The sequence below is a fragment of the Bradyrhizobium sp. Ses1 genome (assembly GCF_059512365.1).
The window spans coordinates 13,150-28,591 of the sequence record NZ_JCAMOQ010000042.1 but is presented as its reverse complement, the minus strand read 5'-3'; the positions used below and the strand labels follow the sequence as shown (position 1 = coordinate 28,591).

General features: G+C 64.4%; 16 protein-coding genes. 11 read left to right on the top strand and 5 right to left on the bottom strand.

Features of this window, described 5'->3' with window-relative positions; genetic code table 11:
* Window positions 1-594, top strand: a complete 594-nt coding sequence (locus AC5ZG5_RS33575; protein ID WP_130228362.1) for a DsbE family thiol:disulfide interchange protein — start codon at window positions 1-3, stop codon at window positions 592-594.
* 121 nt (window positions 595-715) lie between these two features.
* Here the strand turns inward: AC5ZG5_RS33575 and AC5ZG5_RS33570 are convergent, their stop codons facing one another.
* A complete protein-coding gene (locus AC5ZG5_RS33570) occupies window positions 716-1,318 on the bottom strand; it encodes a septation protein A (protein ID WP_028166221.1) in 603 nt (200 codons plus the stop codon).
* Window positions 1,319-1,320: 2 nt separating this feature from the next.
* Complete coding sequence (gene ftsY / locus AC5ZG5_RS33565; RefSeq protein WP_028166220.1) at window positions 1,321-2,259, bottom strand: signal recognition particle-docking protein FtsY; 939 nt, start codon at window positions 2,257-2,259, stop codon at window positions 1,321-1,323.
* 48 nt (window positions 2,260-2,307) lie between these two features.
* Between ftsY and AC5ZG5_RS33560 the strand changes: the two genes are divergently transcribed.
* Window positions 2,308-3,009 (top strand): RluA family pseudouridine synthase, encoded by a 702-nt coding sequence (locus AC5ZG5_RS33560; RefSeq protein WP_456645282.1) that lies wholly within the window; start codon window positions 2,308-2,310, stop codon window positions 3,007-3,009.
* Between the two features lie 109 nt (window positions 3,010-3,118).
* On the opposite strand, the gene mtaB is transcribed toward AC5ZG5_RS33560, so the two are convergent.
* Window positions 3,119-4,384, bottom strand: a complete 1,266-nt coding sequence (mtaB, locus tag AC5ZG5_RS33555; protein ID WP_456645283.1) for a tRNA (N(6)-L-threonylcarbamoyladenosine(37)-C(2))-methylthiotransferase MtaB — start codon at window positions 4,382-4,384, stop codon at window positions 3,119-3,121.
* A 1-nt stretch (window position 4,385) separates the two neighbouring features.
* The gene (dapF, locus tag AC5ZG5_RS33550) at window positions 4,386-5,264 is read right to left on the bottom strand and encodes a diaminopimelate epimerase (protein ID WP_456645284.1); all 879 of its coding nucleotides are present in this window, start codon (window positions 5,262-5,264) and stop codon (window positions 4,386-4,388) included.
* Window positions 5,265-5,568: 304 nt separating this feature from the next.
* Here dapF and AC5ZG5_RS33545 point away from each other — a divergent pair, with 304 nt between their 5' ends.
* The gene (locus AC5ZG5_RS33545) at window positions 5,569-6,282 is read left to right on the top strand and encodes a GyrI-like domain-containing protein (RefSeq protein WP_456645285.1); all 714 of its coding nucleotides are present in this window, start codon (window positions 5,569-5,571) and stop codon (window positions 6,280-6,282) included.
* Between the two features lie 20 nt (window positions 6,283-6,302).
* Window positions 6,303-6,998 (top strand): SIMPL domain-containing protein, encoded by a 696-nt coding sequence (locus tag AC5ZG5_RS33540; protein ID WP_456645286.1) that lies wholly within the window; start codon window positions 6,303-6,305, stop codon window positions 6,996-6,998.
* A gap of 48 nt (window positions 6,999-7,046) precedes the next feature.
* Here AC5ZG5_RS33540 and AC5ZG5_RS33535 read toward each other — a convergent pair whose 3' ends face one another.
* On the bottom strand, window positions 7,047-8,111 hold the full coding sequence (locus AC5ZG5_RS33535) for an MBL fold metallo-hydrolase (RefSeq protein WP_028166215.1): 1,065 nt from the start codon (window positions 8,109-8,111) through the stop codon (window positions 7,047-7,049).
* 466 nt (window positions 8,112-8,577) lie between these two features.
* Here AC5ZG5_RS33535 and ffh point away from each other — a divergent pair, with 466 nt between their 5' ends.
* From ffh to leuC, 7 genes are all read left to right on the top strand, one after another.
* Entirely contained in the window at window positions 8,578-10,125 is a 1,548-nt protein-coding gene (ffh, locus tag AC5ZG5_RS33530) for a signal recognition particle protein (RefSeq protein WP_456645287.1), read from the top strand.
* A 138-nt stretch (window positions 10,126-10,263) separates the two neighbouring features.
* Complete coding sequence (gene rpsP / locus AC5ZG5_RS33525; RefSeq protein WP_130229090.1) at window positions 10,264-10,596, top strand: 30S ribosomal protein S16; 333 nt, start codon at window positions 10,264-10,266, stop codon at window positions 10,594-10,596.
* Between the two features lie 18 nt (window positions 10,597-10,614).
* Window positions 10,615-11,160 (top strand): ribosome maturation factor RimM, encoded by a 546-nt coding sequence (rimM, locus tag AC5ZG5_RS33520; protein ID WP_456645288.1) that lies wholly within the window; start codon window positions 10,615-10,617, stop codon window positions 11,158-11,160.
* A gap of 106 nt (window positions 11,161-11,266) precedes the next feature.
* The gene (locus AC5ZG5_RS33515) at window positions 11,267-12,349 is read left to right on the top strand and encodes a zinc-binding dehydrogenase (RefSeq protein ID WP_456645289.1); all 1,083 of its coding nucleotides are present in this window, start codon (window positions 11,267-11,269) and stop codon (window positions 12,347-12,349) included.
* Window positions 12,350-12,358: 9 nt separating this feature from the next.
* Window positions 12,359-13,081 carry a tRNA (guanosine(37)-N1)-methyltransferase TrmD gene (gene trmD, locus AC5ZG5_RS33510; protein WP_130229088.1) on the top strand — a complete coding sequence of 241 codons (723 nt, stop codon included), beginning with the start codon at window positions 12,359-12,361 and terminating at the stop codon, window positions 13,079-13,081.
* A 107-nt stretch (window positions 13,082-13,188) separates the two neighbouring features.
* A complete protein-coding gene (gene rplS, locus AC5ZG5_RS33505; RefSeq protein ID WP_028166210.1) occupies window positions 13,189-13,578 on the top strand; it encodes a 50S ribosomal protein L19 in 390 nt (129 codons plus the stop codon).
* Window positions 13,579-13,980: 402 nt separating this feature from the next.
* Complete coding sequence (leuC, locus tag AC5ZG5_RS33500; RefSeq protein ID WP_456645290.1) at window positions 13,981-15,387, top strand: 3-isopropylmalate dehydratase large subunit; 1,407 nt, start codon at window positions 13,981-13,983, stop codon at window positions 15,385-15,387.
* The last annotated feature ends 55 nt before the right edge of the window (window positions 15,388-15,442 follow it).

The window sequence follows — 15,442 nt, the reverse complement described above, 5'->3', positions numbered from 1 at the left end:
ATGAGCGAACCCATTGCCGAAACCGCGCCGCGGAGCCGGCGCTGGCTGGTGGCGCTGCCGCTGGTGGTCTTTGCCGCCCTCGCCGCGCTATTCCTGCTGCGGCTCTATGGCGGCGATCCCTCGAGGATTCCATCGGCACTGATCGGCCGGCCGGCGCCGCAAACCGCGCTGCCCGCGCTCGAAGGGTTGACCAGAGATGGCGCGCAGGTGCCCGGACTCGATCCCGCCGCCTTCAAGGGCAAGGTCAGCCTCGTCAATGTCTGGGCGTCCTGGTGCGTGCCGTGCCATGACGAAGCGCCGCTCTTGACCGAGCTCGCCAAGGACAACCGGCTGCAGCTCGTCGGCATCAACTACAAGGATGCGCCCGACAACGCCCGCCGCTTCCTCGGCCGCTACGGCAATCCGTTCAGCATCGTCGGCGTCGATGCCAACGGCCGCGCTTCGATCGAATGGGGCGTCTATGGCGTGCCCGAGACCTTCATCGTCGGACGCGAGGGCACCATCGTCTACAAGATGGTCGGACCGGTGACGCCGCAGAATTTCGACAGCGTGCTCAAAGTCGAGATCGAGAAGGCGCTGAAGGCCGGGACGTAGTTTTCTCCGTCATTCCGGGGCGTGCGTAGCACGAGCCCGGAATCCATTGGCCCGCGAGCGCAAATGGCAAAATGGATTCCGGGCTCACGCTACGCGTGCCCCGGAATGACGGGCGGAAAGACTACCCCTTGCTGACGTCCCCGGCCTCCGCCTCGCTCCGCTCCAGCGAGACCGGCTCGAGCTGGTAGCGCTTGATCAGCGGCATCTGGGTGACGGCAAACAGCATCGTCAGCGGCACCATGCCGAACACCTTGAAGGTGACCCAGAAATCGGTGGTCTGGGTGCGCCAGACGATCTCGTTCACCACGGCCATCGCCAGGAACCACAATGCCCAGCGGAAGGTGAGGATGCGCCAGCCGTGCGGGGTGAGGTTGAACATCTGGTCGAACATGATCGCGATGAAGGAGCGGCCGAACAGCAGGCCGCCGCCCAAAATCGCGGCGAACAGCGTGTAGACGATGGTAGGCTTCATCTTGATGAAGGTCTCATCGTGCAGGATCAGCGTCAGCGTGCCGAACACGACGACAACCACCGCCGTGACGATCGCCATCAAGGGCACATGCCGCGTCACGAGGTAAGCCGCGATGATCGCAATCACCACGGCCACCATGAATACGCCGGTGGCGATGAACAGGTTCGACTTGGCATTGACGAAGAAGAAGATGAGCAGCGGACCAAGCTCGGTTGCGAGCTTGAACAGAGGATGCGGTGCTTTCTTGTCCATTACTACTCGATCCCTGCGATCGCCCTGGCGAAATCACGCGCGGTGAAGGGGGCAAGATCATCGACGCCTTCGCCGACCCCGATGAAGTGCACCGGCAATTTGTGTTTCTCCGACAGCGCCACCAGAATGCCGCCCCGCGCGGTGCCGTCCAGTTTCGTCATCACGAGGCCGGTGACGCCAGCAGTACGGTGAAAGGCCTCGACCTGCGACAGCGCATTTTGTCCCACCGTGGCGTCGAGGACCAGCAGCACCGCATGCGGCGCCGTGGCATCGACCTTCCGGATCACGCGCACGACCTTTTCGAGCTCGTTCATCAATTCGGCTTTGTTCTGCAGCCGGCCGGCGGTATCGATCAGCAGCACGTCGAGCTTCTGCTCCCTGGCCGCGCTGAGCGCATTGAAGGCGAGGCTTGCGGAATCCGACCCCTGCGCGCCGGCGATGACGGGAGATTTCGTCCGTTCGCCCCAGATCTTGAGCTGCTCGATCGCGGCGGCCCGGAAGGTGTCACCGGCGGCCAGCATTACCTTGCGGCCTTCGGCGGAAAACTTCGCCGCGAGCTTGCCGATGGTCGTGGTCTTGCCGGAGCCGTTGACGCCGACCACGAGGACGACGAATGGTTTTTTCGCCGCATCGATCTCGAGCGGCTGGGCCACCGGCGCCAGCACCTTCTCGACCTCGGTTGCGACCACGGCCTTGACCTCGTCGGCGGAGATCTCCTTGTCATAGCGTCCGGCGCCGACGGCGTCCGCGATACGCACGGCGACATCGGTGCCGAGATCGGCGCGCAGCAGCACATCCTCGATATCATCGAGCATGGCGCGGTCGAGCTTGCGCTTGGTGACGAGGCCGGCAACGGCAGTGCCGATCGAACTCGAGGTCCGCTTCAGCCCGTTGGAGAGCCGCTTCCACCAGCTCAGTTTGGGTGCAGTGGTATCGTTCATGGCACGGGTGTGTTAGCCGTTTCGCCCCGCAAACGAAAGTCTCGACGCGTGAACGATGTTCCACAATTGACGCCGGCGGAAATCGAGGCCCGCGTGCTCCATCGCGATGGCCTGATGCTGGTGATCGACAAACCGGCCGGAATTCCGGTGCATCGTGGCCCAAAAGGCGGCGCCAACCTGGAAGCCTCGTTCGACGCGCTGCGTTTCGGCCTGCCGCGGCCGCCGGTGCTCGCCCATCGGCTGGACCGGGACACCTCGGGCTGCCTCGTCCTTGGGCGGCATCGCAAGGCGACCGCCTCGCTTGGCCTGTTGTTCAAGCACGGCAAGATATCAAAGACATATTGGGCCGTGGTCGAAGGCGGACCTGCCGAAGAGCAAGGCACGATCGATCTGCCGCTCGGCCGCAAGAACGCCGAACGCGGCTGGTGGCAGAAGCCGGACCCGGAAGGTCAAAAGGCCGTGACAAACTGGAAGGTGCTCGGCCGCGGCGACAGTCTTGCCTGGCTCGCGATGGAACCGGTCACCGGCCGCACCCATCAATTGCGCGTGCACGCTTCCGCCATGGGCTGGCCGATCTTTGGCGACAACATCTACGGCAACGGCCCGCGCTTCGGCGAGCCGCGCCTGCATCTGCACTCGCGCGAATTGGTGATCCCGATCTCGAAGAACAAGGACCCGGTGCGCGTGATCGCGCCGGCGCCCGAGCACATGCATGAGCGACTGCGGGCGTGCGGGTGGAATGGGGAGTAGCGAGTAGCCCCGAGCTCGTCATGGCCGGGCTTGTCCCGGCCATCCACGTCGTGCCGCTTGAGAAAAGCAAGACGTGGATGCCCGGGACAAGCCCGGGCATGACGGAGAACTAGATGGTCAGCCTCGCACCATCGTGGCCACTGATCGCAAGCGCCCGCACCGCGCCCGGCGTTTCGCCTCTGATCGCGACCGGCAAAAAGTGCTCCGTGCGGCCTTGCCTGTCACTCTCGATCAGGACCTGACGCGTCGCGCCGACTTCGGCGGCAAGCCGCTTGCGCAACGCCGCGTCGCCCACGGCGCGCAGTCGTCGCGCACGTTCCTTGATCTCTCCGCCTGCCACCTGCGGCATCCGTGCCGCCGGCGTGCCGGGGCGCTTGGAATACGGAAACACATGCAGGAAAGTAAGATCGCATTCCGCGACCAGATCCTGCGAGCGCGCAAACATCTCTTCCGTCTCGGTCGGGAAGCCTGCGATGATGTCGGCGCCCAACGCCATATCCGGCCGCAGCCGCCGTACCTGCGCGCAGAACTCGATCGCGTCCTGACGCGAGTGCCGCCGCTTCATCCGCTTCAGGATCAGATCGTCACCGGACTGCAGCGACAGATGCAGATGCGGCATCAGCCTGTTATCGTCAGCGATGACATCGAGCAGGTCGCGGTCAGCCTCGATGGAATCGATCGAGGAAATGCGCAGGCGCTGCAACTCCGGCACGTGCTTCAGGATCTGCCGCGTCAATGTGCCAAGCTTGGGCGTGCCCGGCAGGTCGGCGCCATAGCTCGTGAGGTCAACGCCCGTCAGTACGATCTCGACATGGCCGCGTTCGACCAGCGCACGCACCTGATCGACCACCGCGCCCATCGGTACCGAACGCGAATTGCCGCGGCCGAACGGGATGATGCAGAAGGTGCAGCGATGGTCGCAGCCGTTCTGCACCTGCACGAACACCCGCGGCAGGCCCTTCTGAAAACCTTCCAGCAGATGCGGCGCCATTTCCCTGACCGCCATGATATCGGCGACCGCGATCTTCTCGCTCGCCGCCACACCAAGGCCCGCATCGAACACCGCGCGTGCATCGTGCCAGGCTGCGCTTCGCGTCTTCTCATCATTGCCGATGACGCGATCGACTTCGGCCATGTCAGCGAACATCTGCGCTTGGGTCTGCGCCGCGCAGCCGGTGACGACGATGCGCGCTTCGGGGCGCTCGCGCTTCAACCGGCGGATCGATTGGCGCGCCTGCGCCACCGCCTCATTGGTAACCGCGCAGCTATTGATGACGATGGTGTCGGCAAGGCCGGCGTTGTCAGCCTCGTGCCGGATCAGCTCCGATTCGAACGCATTCAGGCGACAGCCGAAGGTGATGACGTCGACGGTCATCTCAGGTGACGCTGGCGCTGGCGAACAGCGCAGGATCGAAGCGGCCTTCATATTCGAAGGTTGCCGTCCCCGTCATCAGCACGTGGTCGTCGCGCTCGCGCCATTCGATATTGAGCTTGCCTCCGGGCAGCGTGATCTCGACGGTACGACTGGCGCGCTTCAGCCGCGCCGCCGCCACCGCGGTCGCGCAGGCGGCCGAGCCGCACGCCTTGGTCAGGCCCGCCCCGCGTTCCCAGGTCCGGATCGTGATGTGGTCGGCATCGACGATATGGGCGAGCGTGATGTTGGCGCGCTCCGGAAAGATCGGATGATTTTCCAGAAGCGGCCCGAAGCGGGAAAGGTCATAGGCGTTGACGTCTTCGACCCAGAAGATCGCGTGCGGATTGCCCATGCTGACGACCGAGGGCGAATGCAGGATCGGCGCATCGATCGGTCCGATCTGCAATTCGATATAACGGGTGTCGCGAAACTCCTCGGCCAGCGGAATGTCCTGCCAGCCGAATTTCGGCGTGCCCATGTCGACGGTGTAAAGATCGGGCGCCGGGCCCTGCCAGCAATTGAGCAGCCCCGCCCGGGTCTCGAAGGTGGCGGCGGTCTGCCCGGTCTTCTCGAACACCCGGCGCACCACGCAGCGCATGCCATTGCCGCAGGCGCCGGCTTCCGAGCCATCATTGTTGTAGATCTTGATAAAGGCTTCCGTCCCCTGCAGCCGCGGCGGCTGCAGCACCATGAGCTGGTCGTAAGGCACGCCGGCCGGGGCGGCCACCGCGCGGGCGTCCTCCGGCGCTACCTGAGCCTTCGAATCACGCATGTCGACCACGACGATCTCATTGCCGATACCGTTCATCTTGGCGAATGCGTGGTTGGCGAGCGCGCTCATGGAATTTCCCAATTTATGCCTGCCTTATATGGCGAATGAGGCCGAATTGGCCAGAGCATGGTCCGGACCCGGAAGGTGGCGCCCCGTGCAAAGCGGCGTCCGTTTCCGAAAAAGATCCCGCTCAGACAGAAAGATGCAGCGGAATGATGTCGCGAAACGACGCTATTCATTCCGCACCCGCGGCCGCCCATGGCACAAGTGTCATGGGACGAAAGCGGAACTTGCGTGTTAGGACTATCGCGCCTTGCGGACGTCAGCCGGGACAAAAAGGCGGCCGCTCGGGATGGGGATGGAGAATATCAAGATGATTCGATTCAATGGTTTCCGCGGCGCATTGGTCGCATTGGTCCCGATAATCGCTATTGCCTGGGGCAGCGTGGCGCTGGCGCAAGCGCCGGCTCCAGCCGCCTCGCCATCGCCGGCGCCTTCGGCCGCGCCGGTGCCGCCTGCGCCCGCCCCTACTCCCGCGCCGCCGCCGGCCGAGACCAAATCGCCGGCCGACGCCCCTTCAACCGCCCAGAGTCCGACGCCCCCGGCCTCCGCGCCGGTGCAGACGGCCGACCCCTTCGGCGAGGAGTTCACGCTGGAGCCGAAGAAGGTTGTCATGGTGAAGGGCTCCGCCAACTGGGACTCGGCGTTCGACTCCCTGACCGATTCGCTGAAGGCGCTGACGGCGCTGCTTGAGAAGCAGAACATCAAGCCGACGGGCAATGCGATGATCGTCTACACCTCGACCGACGACACCGGCTTCACCTTCATCGCGGAAATCCCTGTCGACCAGGAGGTGAAGAACCTCGGCAAAAACATGAGCATGGGCAACTCGCCTGACGGCAAAGCCTTGAAGTTCGTCCACCGCGGATCCTACGACAATATGGACAACACCTACGAGGCGATCACCAATCACCTCGACGACAAGAAACTCGAAGCAAAAGACACCTTTATCGAGGAATACACCACCGATCCGCTGAAGACGGCGGAAGACAAGCTGGTGATCAACGTCTACGTTCCCCTGAAGTGAACTGAAGTGAAGTGAAGCGAATGAAACAGCTCGTTGCCCTCGCGGCGCTGGCGCTGGCGGCATCGCCTGCCCTCGCGCAGACGGTCCCGCCTCCTGCGATTTCCGTCAACGGCGAAGCCACCATCTCGGCAGCGCCCGACCAGGCCGAGATCGACGCCGGCGTAACCTCGGAAGCCAAGACCGCGCGCGAGGCGTCCGACATCAACAACGCCGCAATGGGCAAGGTGCTGCTGGCGCTGAAAGGCGCTGGCATCGATGAGAAGGACTACCAGACCTCGCGATTGTCGCTGCAGCCGCAATATCCCACGACCCAAAGCCGGCCGGGGCCGGCAACGATTTCCGGCTATCGCGCCACCAATCGCGTGATCATCAAGGCGCGCGACGTCACCAAGATCGCGGGCCTGATCGATGTCCTGGTTGGCGCCGGCGCCAATGAGATCGGCGGTATCGGCTTCTTGGTCTCGCAGGCGTCAAAACTGCTCGATGACGCACGCGAAAAGGCCGTCGCCGACGCGCGTCGCAAGGCGGAAATCTACGCCAGGGCGGCCGGCGTCACGCTTGGCGATGCACTCAGCGTCACGGAAGGCGGACCGCCGACGCCCCTCTTCCGCGGCAAGATGGCCGCGCCAATGGCGGCATCAGCTCCCGTCGCGCCGGGCGAGGAGACGCTGTCGGTCTCAGTGAACGTGTCCTGGGCGATCAAGCCGAAGCAATGAGCAAGCCGAACAGATGAGGCTGTCGTCCCGCGCTCGGCCGGGACGACGTTAGATCTCGAACACCTGTCCCGGCTTCAGCACCGCGAATTTGTCCCGCGGCACTTCCGCCTGGTCCAGGGCCTCGCCGAGCGCGATCACCGGCGCATCGATGGCCTCATCGGTGAGCTGGAAGGTGCCATGGTGATGCGCCAGCGCCTGCGCGGCGCCGCAATCGGCCAGCGCCTTCACCGCATCTTCCGGATTCATGTGCTGGTCACGCATGAACCAGCGCGGCTCATAGGCGCCGATCGGCAGGATCGCGAGGCGCAGCGGGCCGTGCGCTTCGGCGACACGGCGAAAATGCCCGCCGTCGCCATAGCCGGAATCGCAGACGATGTAGAGTTTGCCGACCGGCGTCTCCAGCACGAAGCTCGCCCACAGCGCCTTGTTGCGGTCGAGTAGCCCACGCGCCGACCAGTGCCGCGTCGGCACCAGCGTCACCGCGAGGCCGTTGCCGAGCTCGACACGATCCTGCCAGTCGAACGCTTCGGCTTTGATCGCGCGATCCGCCTCGCGCATGGTGACGTCGTTGCCGAGCGGCGTGATCACGCGCGGCGAGAACTTCGCCGCCAGCTTCGACAGCGTCGCGATATCGAGATGATCGTAATGGCCGTGCGATACCAGCACGACATCGATCTCGGGCAGCGCCTCGAAGGCGATGCCGGGATCATTGCGTCGCTTCGGCCCCGCCCAGGAGAACGGCGAGGCGCGCATCGACCACACCGGGTCGACCAATATATTGAGACCGGCGGCCTGGATCAGCCAGCTCACATGGCCGACAAAGGACAGCCGCACCTTGTCGCCCTCGACCCGCGGCGGCGGCGTATCGGCGTGAGGACTTGGCACCCAGTCCGGCCAGGTCACGCGCTTCCGCTCGCCGTCGAACTGCCAGCGCAGCACCTCAGCCAGTTTCTTGGGCGGCGCGCCGTGAGGATCGAAGAAGCGCAAGCCATCGAAATGATCGGAGACGGGGCCGTCATAGGTCTTCATGCGGTCAATCCAAGCAGACGGCACGCCCACTACGGCGGCAGTACCGGCGAGCAGTCCAAAAATGCGGCGACGGGTGATGGGCACGGGCCTGTATCACGGGTAGTGACGTGGGAATTTATATGGCGGTGAGTACATAAATCGGAACCTATGACCGAAACATAAGTACTTTCATGTCTTTACGGGTTCAATTCGGATCACCTCACCCGACTTTTCCTTGACTTTTGGCCTCGGTGGGGGTTTAACGCCGCCACTTTCTCGGAAAGATCGTTCTTTTCGACCCGCCGACCGGCCCCTCGAGACCGGAGGTCAACGCCCGACAGCGCTGTGCGCCCTCGGGCGCGAAAGTGTTTGGAAGACCGTCTTTTTGCAGATCGTCTTGGCGTTCTGCGTCGGGACACCTAGGTGGTCATCACCCGCGAAGGCGGGTGATCCAGTAACCGGCCGCGTTCGTTTTGATGCAAGGTCCCGGCGTACTGGATACCCCGCCTTCGCGGGGTATGACGGACAAAGAGTCTAAGGCAGCGCCTGTAACAGGCAAAGGACAACGGCATTGTTCGACAATCTGTCGGAAAAGCTTGGTGGCATCCTTGATCGGCTGACAGGGCGCGGTGCGCTCACCGAAAAGGATGTCGACGCCGCGATGCGCGAAGTGCGCCGCGCGCTGCTCGAGGCCGACGTCGCGCTCGAGGTTGTCAGGAGTTTCATCGAGCGCGTGCGCGAGCAGGCGGTCGGCGCCACCGTCGTCAAGTCGGTCACGCCAGGCCAGATGGTGGTCAAGATCGTCCATGACGAGCTGGTCGCCACGCTCGGTTCCGACGGCCAGACCATCGACCTCAACACGGTGCCGCCGGTTCCGATCATGATGGTCGGCCTGCAGGGTTCCGGTAAAACGACCACCACCGCAAAGCTCGCCCGCCGCATGGTCCAGCGCGACAAGCGCAAGGTGCTGATGGCTTCGCTCGACGTCTATCGTCCGGCGGCGATGGAGCAATTGGCCGTGCTCGGCCGCGACCTCGACATCCCGACGCTGCCGATCGTCGCCGGCCAGAAGCCGCCGCAGATCGCGCGGCGTGCGATCGAGGCCGGCAAGCTCGGCGGCTATGACGTCGTGCTGCTCGACACCGCGGGCCGCACCACACTCGACGAAGAGATGATGCAAGAGGCGGCCGAGATCAAAGCCGCCACCAATCCGCATGAAGTGCTCCTGGTCGCGGACTCCCTGACCGGCCAGGACGCGGTCAACCTCGCGCGCTCGTTCGACCAGCGCGTCGGGCTGACTGGCATCGTGCTGACGCGCGTCGACGGTGATGGCCGCGGCGGCGCCGCGCTGTCGATGCGCGCGGTGACCGGCAAGCCGATCAAGCTGATCGGTACCGGCGAAAAGACCGATGCGCTGGAAGACTTCCATCCGAGCCGCATCGCCGGCCGCATCCTCGGCATGGGCGACGTGGTGTCGCTGGTCGAGCGTGCCGCCGCCAACATCGATGCCGAGAAGGCCGCGCGCACCGCCGAGCGGATGCGCAAGGGCCAGTTCGACCTCAACGACATGCGCGAGCAGCTCATGCAGATGGCGAATATGGGCGGCATCAGCGGCCTGATGGGCATGATGCCCGGCATTGCGAAGATGAAGAACCAGATCGCCGCCGCCGGGATCGACGACAAGATCCTGAAGCGCCAGGTCGCGATCATCGATTCGATGACGCGGCAGGAGCGCAAGAACCCGGACATCCTCAAGGCCAGCCGCAAGAAGCGCATCGCCGCGGGCGCAGGGCAGAACGTCGAGCAGGTCAACAAACTGCTCAAAATGCACCGGAACATGTCCGACATGATGAAGGCCATGGGTTCGGGCAAACGCGGCCCGCTCGCCGGCATCGCGCAGGCGATGGGTTTTGGCGGCGGCATGAAGCCGCCTTCGCCGGAAGAGATGAAGGCGTTGGCCGAGAAGATGCAGGGCGCGCCCGGTGGCGGCCTGCCAAACCTGCCGAAGGAACTCCCCGTCGGGCTGCGCCAGGGCCTGCCGAACGTGCCAGGGCTCACCGGCCTCAGCGGCAAGCCGACACTGCCGGGCCTCGGCGGCTTTCCGGGGAAGAAGAAATGACGTCTCTCGTCATTGCGAGGAGCGAAGCGACGAAGCAATCCACGCCTCCACATGCGGCGCTATGGATTGCTTCGCTTGCGCTCGCAATGACGGCGTAACTGACCAACATCCAATCAAACCATTCATCAGGAGAACTAAATGTCTGTCGTTATCCGTCTTGCGCGCGCCGGCACCAAGAAGCGTCCGGTCTATCACGTCGTCGTCGCCGACTCGCGCTTTCCGCGCGACGGCCGCTTCATCGAGCGGCTCGGCCACTTCAATCCGCTGCTGCCGAAGGACAGCGAGGCGCGGCTGAAGCTCGACATGGACAAAGTGAAGGCCTGGCTCGCCAAGGGCGCGCAGCCATCGGACCGCGTCACCCGCTTCCTCGATGCGGCCGGCGTCGTGAAGCGCGCGCCGCGCAACAACCCGGAAAAGGCCGTGCCGCGCAAGGAGCGGAAGGCCCAGGCCGAAGCCGCCGCGAAGGCGTAAGCTTTTCGGCGCACGACGGTGTCCACACCGGTTTGCGTCGCTCGGATCGGCGCTGCGCATGGCGTGCGCGGCGCCGTTAAGCTTTGGACCTTCACCGAAGACCCGCTGGCCGTGAAGCATTACGGCCCGCTGACGACCAAGGACGGCACGCGCCAGTTCGAGGTCGCGCATGTCCGCGAGGCGAAGGATCATCTGGTCGCGACGTTCAAGGACGTATCCACGCGCGAAGAGGCCGAGCGGCTGAACGGGCTTGAGCTCTACGTTCCGCGCGAGCGATTGCCCGAAACGGACGACGACGAATACTACCACGCCGATCTGATCGGCCTTGCCGCTGTCACGACCGCCGACCAGCCGCTTGGCAAGGTCGTTGCGATCCATAATTTCGGCGCCGGCAACATCATCGAAATCGCACCGCCGCAGGGCGCGACAATGCTGCTGCCATTCACCAATGCGGTCGTGCCGACTGTCGACCTCGCTGGCGGACGGGTGATCGTCGAATTGCCTGATGAGATAGAGGGCGAGGAACCCTCCCCAAGTCGTCCCCGCGAAAGCGGGGACCCATAGCCGCGGGCGTTTGTTGTTGCATCGGCAAGCGCCTAAATTCAGCGCGCCATGAGCGTTCGGGTTGGATCCCGGCGTCCGCTGAGACGACGAATCAGGAAGAGTCGCGATGACGAATACCCACAAGGCTTGGCGCCTGCACGCGCCTAACGATCTTCGCTTTGACGAAGTGGAGACTCCAGCGCCCGCGCCCGATGGCGTCGTGGTCCGCATCGAAGCCGGCATGGTGCTTTCTTACACAGGCAAGGTACTGTCAGGCGCGGCGCCCTACAGCCTGCCGCCAACACCATTCGTGCCCGGGACCAATGCCATCGCGCGCGTGATCGCGGTCGGCAACAATGTCAACCATGTCGAAGCCGGCGACCGCGTCTTCCTGAGCCCGCATCTGCGCGGCGATGTGCCCGACCGCGAGCCACCACAGATCCTGATCGGGCTTACGGCTATGACGACCACGCCGGAAGCGCTGGCCCTGCAGACACGCTGGCGCGACGGGGTATTTGCCGAGGTCGCGCATTGGCCGGCAGCCTGCGTAACGCCGCTTCCGGGGCTCGAGGACAGACCCGCGACCGAATTGATCGGACTCGCAAAACTGATCGTGCCGTTCGGCGGGTTGCAGCGTTCGGGCCTGCGCGGCGGACAAACCATCATCATCAACGGCGCATCAGGCTACTTCGGGTCGGGCGCGGTGATGCTAGCCGTCGCGATGGGCGCTGGACGCGTAGTCGCGGTCGGGCGCCAGCAGGCGGCGCTGGAGATGTTGCGCGAAACGTGCGGTCCGCGCGCCATTCCGGCCGTCGTCACTGGCGATATGGCCAAGGATATCCCGATCATCCGCCGCGCGGCAGGCGGCAGCGCCGACCTTGCGCTCGACCTGCTCGGCAACGCCGGCAGCACCTCGACCACGCTGTCGTGCCTGCACGCGCTTAGGCGCGGCGGGCGGCTAGTGCTGATGGGCAGCGCGCAGGTGCCGCTCGAGCTCTCGTTCCGCGAAATGCTGGCGAACGACTGGGAGGTGGTCGGGCAATTCATGTACGACCGGACGGCGCCTGGCCAATTGGCGGCGCTGGCCGCCGAGAACCTGCTCGATCTCCGCCAAATCAACGTCACGACGTTTTCGCTCGCCGACATCAAGCGTGCGGTAGACGCCGCCGCACTGATGCAGGGTCTCGACCTTACGTGCGTGGTACCGTAACGGAACCCGATGACCGATCTGACCATATGGCGCGCCACCGTCCTGACCCTGTTCCCGGAGATGTTTCCCGGGCCGCTCGGCGTCAGCCTTGCCGGCAGGGCACTCGCCTCCGGGCTATGGGCTCTGGAAACGCGGGACATCAGGGATTCTGCGACCGACAGGCACCGCAGCGTGGACGACACCCCCGCCGGCGGCGGGCCGGGCATGGTGCTCCGTGCCGACATCCTGGCCGCAGCCATCGATGCCACCGAGATCGCGCCGAACCGGCCACGGCTCTTAATGAGCCCGCGCGGTCGGCCACTGACCCAGTCCCTGGTTGCGGAACTCGCGTCCGGCCCAGGTCCCCTCATCGTCTGCGGCCGTTTCGAGGGGGTCGATGAGCGGGTAATCGAGGCGCGCGGCCTTCAGGAGGTCTCGATCGGGGATTATGTGCTCTCGGGCGGAGAAATCGCCGCCATGGCCCTGATCGACGCCTGCGTGCGGCTGTTGCCGGGGGTGATGGGCAAGCAGGCCTCCGGCGAAGACGAAAGCTTCTCCGAAGGACTACTGGAATACCCTCAATTTACCCGCCCGCAGGAGTTCGAGGGCCGGCCGATCCCGGAAATTCTCACGTCGGGCGATCATGCCAAGGTTGCAGCCTGGCGGCAGGCCCAATCCGAGGCTCTGACCCGGGCCAGGCGGCCGGACTTGTGGGCCGCGCGGCACGGCACAAAAAACACGACAGACGGGTGACAAAGCCTCCGCTTTGCCTTATAGGAGCGCCCAAATCCGCAATCAGGATAGACCGAATTCTTGCGCAGCCCGCGTCGGTGCTGGGCGCGCCTCCGATGGAGATTTCAATGAACCTCATCCAGCAGCTCGAAAAAGAGCAGTACGACAAGCTCGCTGCGACCAAGCAGATCCCGGAATTCGCGCCCGGCGACACCGTGATCGTCAACGTCAAGGTGGTCGAAGGCGACCGCACCCGCGTGCAGGCCTATGAAGGCGTTTGCATCGGCCGTTCGGGCTCCGGCCTCAACGAGAGCTTCACGGTGCGCAAGATCTCCTATGGCGAGGGCGTGGAGCGCGTCTTCCCGGTGATGTCGCCGATGATCGACTCGATCAAGGTGGTGCGCCGCGGCAAGGTGCGTCGCGCCAAGCTTTATTATCTGCGCGGCCTGCGCGGCAAATCGGCCCGCATCGTCGAGAAGCAGGACAAGCAGGATCGCGCCGCCGCGGTCAACGAGTAATCCCATCCGACCAAATCGGATGCGACCAAGAGCGCGGGGCCGGTCCCCGCGCTTTTTTGTTACCGCCGTCACAGCGGACCCAACTGCTCATCCCTCATCCCGAGAGGGTGAAGGTCACGTAATCGCGCATATGGCGCATCCAGACGCGCATTGAAAGCACTCGCGATTCCGGATTGGCCTGCTATATATTTGTAGAATGGTTCCAGATCAGACCAGCATCGAGCCCATCAAGCGCGTCGTGATCGACGATCGCTCGCGGCTGCCTGGCCGGTTCTTCGGGCGCTTTGCGACCTCGGCGACGTCGGAGCTTACGCGCGCAGCTTGATGCTGCGCCGTCCCTTCGTTTGCCCCGGCGCCTAACCGCGCCGATCCGCTATCACAACATCGCTGGAGCTGCTGCTCATGTCCAAACCGACCACCCTGTATGACAAGATCTGGAACGACCATCTGGTGCACGAAGCCGAAGACGGCACCTGCCTGCTCTATATCGACCGCCATCTGGTGCACGAAGTCACCTCGCCGCAGGCGTTCGAAGGCCTGCGCACCGCTGGCCGCAAGGTCCACGCGCCGCAAAAGACGCTGGCCGTCGTCGACCATAACGTGCCAACCACCGACCGCACCAAGCCAAACCCCGACCCTGAAAGCATCGAGCAGATCAAGGCGCTGGCCGAGAACGCCGAGGAATTCGGCATCGAATATTACAACGAGTTCGACAAGCGCCAAGGCATCGTCCACGTCATCGGCCCCGAGCAGGGCTTCACGCTGCCCGGCACCACCATCGTCTGCGGTGACAGCCACACCTCGACGCATGGCGCGTTCGGCGCACTCGCGCACGGCATCGGCACGTCCGAAGTCGAGCATGTGCTCGCGACGCAGACGCTGATCCAGAAGAAAGCCAAGAACATGCGCGTCACCGTCGACGGCAAATTGCCCGAAGGCGTGACCGGCAAGGACATCATCCTCGCCATCATCGGCGAGATCGGCACCGCCGGCGGCACCGGCTACGTGCTGGAATATGCCGGCGAGGCGATCCGCGCACTGTCGATGGAAGGCCGCATGACCGTCTGCAACATGTCGATCGAAGGCGGCGCGCGCGCCGGCCTGGTCGCGCCCGACGAGAAGGCGTTCGACTTCCTGCGCGGTCGTCCGAAGGCACCGAAGGCCGAGGCCTGGGATGCGGCGCTGCGCTATTGGGAGACGCTGCGTTCCGACGAGGGCGCGCATTTCGATCACGAACTCCGGCTGGACGCAGCGAAGCTGCCGCCGATCGTGACCTGGGGCACCTCGCCGGAGGATGTCATCTCGGTTACCGGTTTCGTGCCAGATCCCGACAAGATCGCGGACGAGGCCAAGCGTCTCTCCAAGCATCGCGCGCTGAAATATATGGGCCTGACAGCGGGCACGAAGATCACCGACATCAAGCTCGACCGCGTCTTCATCGGCTCCTGCACCAACGGCCGCATCGAGGATCTGCGCGCCGCGGCCAAGATCGCTGAAGGCAAGACGGTGAATGCCAACGTCAACGCCATGATCGTGCCGGGCTCCGGCATCGTGAAGGAGCAGGCGGAGGCGGAAGGTCTCGACAAGATCTTCATCAAGGCCGGCTTTGAGTGGCGCGAGCCGGGCTGCTCGATGTGCCTTGCCATGAATCCGGACAAGCTGAAGCCGGAGGAGCGCTGCGCCTCTACCTCGAACCGCAACTTCGAGGGACGCCAGGGCTTCAAGGGCCGCACCCATTTGGTGTCGCCGGCAATGGCGGCCGCCGCGGCAATTGCCGGCCACTTCGTCGACGTGAGGGACTGGCGCTAACCGCCTTCGTTCAAGCTCGATCGATCCCGGAAACGCCTCGTTAAGCGACGAGGCG

Excerpts from the sequence above, each read along its gene's own strand:
- AC5ZG5_RS33575 (WP_130228362.1), top strand. The coding sequence starts at position 1 with ATGAGCGAACCCATTGCCGAAACCGCGCCGCGGAGCCGGCGCTGGCTG.
- AC5ZG5_RS33570 (WP_028166221.1), bottom strand. The coding sequence starts at position 1,318 with ATGGACAAGAAAGCACCGCATCCTCTGTTCAAGCTCGCAACCGAGCTT.
- ftsY (WP_028166220.1), bottom strand. The coding sequence starts at position 2,259 with ATGAACGATACCACTGCACCCAAACTGAGCTGGTGGAAGCGGCTCTCC.
- mtaB (WP_456645283.1), bottom strand. The coding sequence starts at position 4,384 with ATGACCGTCGACGTCATCACCTTCGGCTGTCGCCTGAATGCGTTCGAA.
- dapF (WP_456645284.1), bottom strand. The coding sequence starts at position 5,264 with ATGAGCGCGCTCGCCAACCACGCATTCGCCAAGATGAACGGTATCGGC.
- AC5ZG5_RS33545 (WP_456645285.1), top strand. The coding sequence starts at position 5,569 with ATGATTCGATTCAATGGTTTCCGCGGCGCATTGGTCGCATTGGTCCCG.
- AC5ZG5_RS33540 (WP_456645286.1), top strand. The coding sequence starts at position 6,303 with ATGAAACAGCTCGTTGCCCTCGCGGCGCTGGCGCTGGCGGCATCGCCT.
- rpsP (WP_130229090.1), top strand. The coding sequence starts at position 10,264 with ATGTCTGTCGTTATCCGTCTTGCGCGCGCCGGCACCAAGAAGCGTCCG.
- AC5ZG5_RS33515 (WP_456645289.1), top strand. The coding sequence starts at position 11,267 with ATGACGAATACCCACAAGGCTTGGCGCCTGCACGCGCCTAACGATCTT.
- trmD (WP_130229088.1), top strand. The coding sequence starts at position 12,359 with ATGACCGATCTGACCATATGGCGCGCCACCGTCCTGACCCTGTTCCCG.
- rplS (WP_028166210.1), top strand. The coding sequence starts at position 13,189 with ATGAACCTCATCCAGCAGCTCGAAAAAGAGCAGTACGACAAGCTCGCT.
- leuC (WP_456645290.1), top strand. The coding sequence starts at position 13,981 with ATGTCCAAACCGACCACCCTGTATGACAAGATCTGGAACGACCATCTG.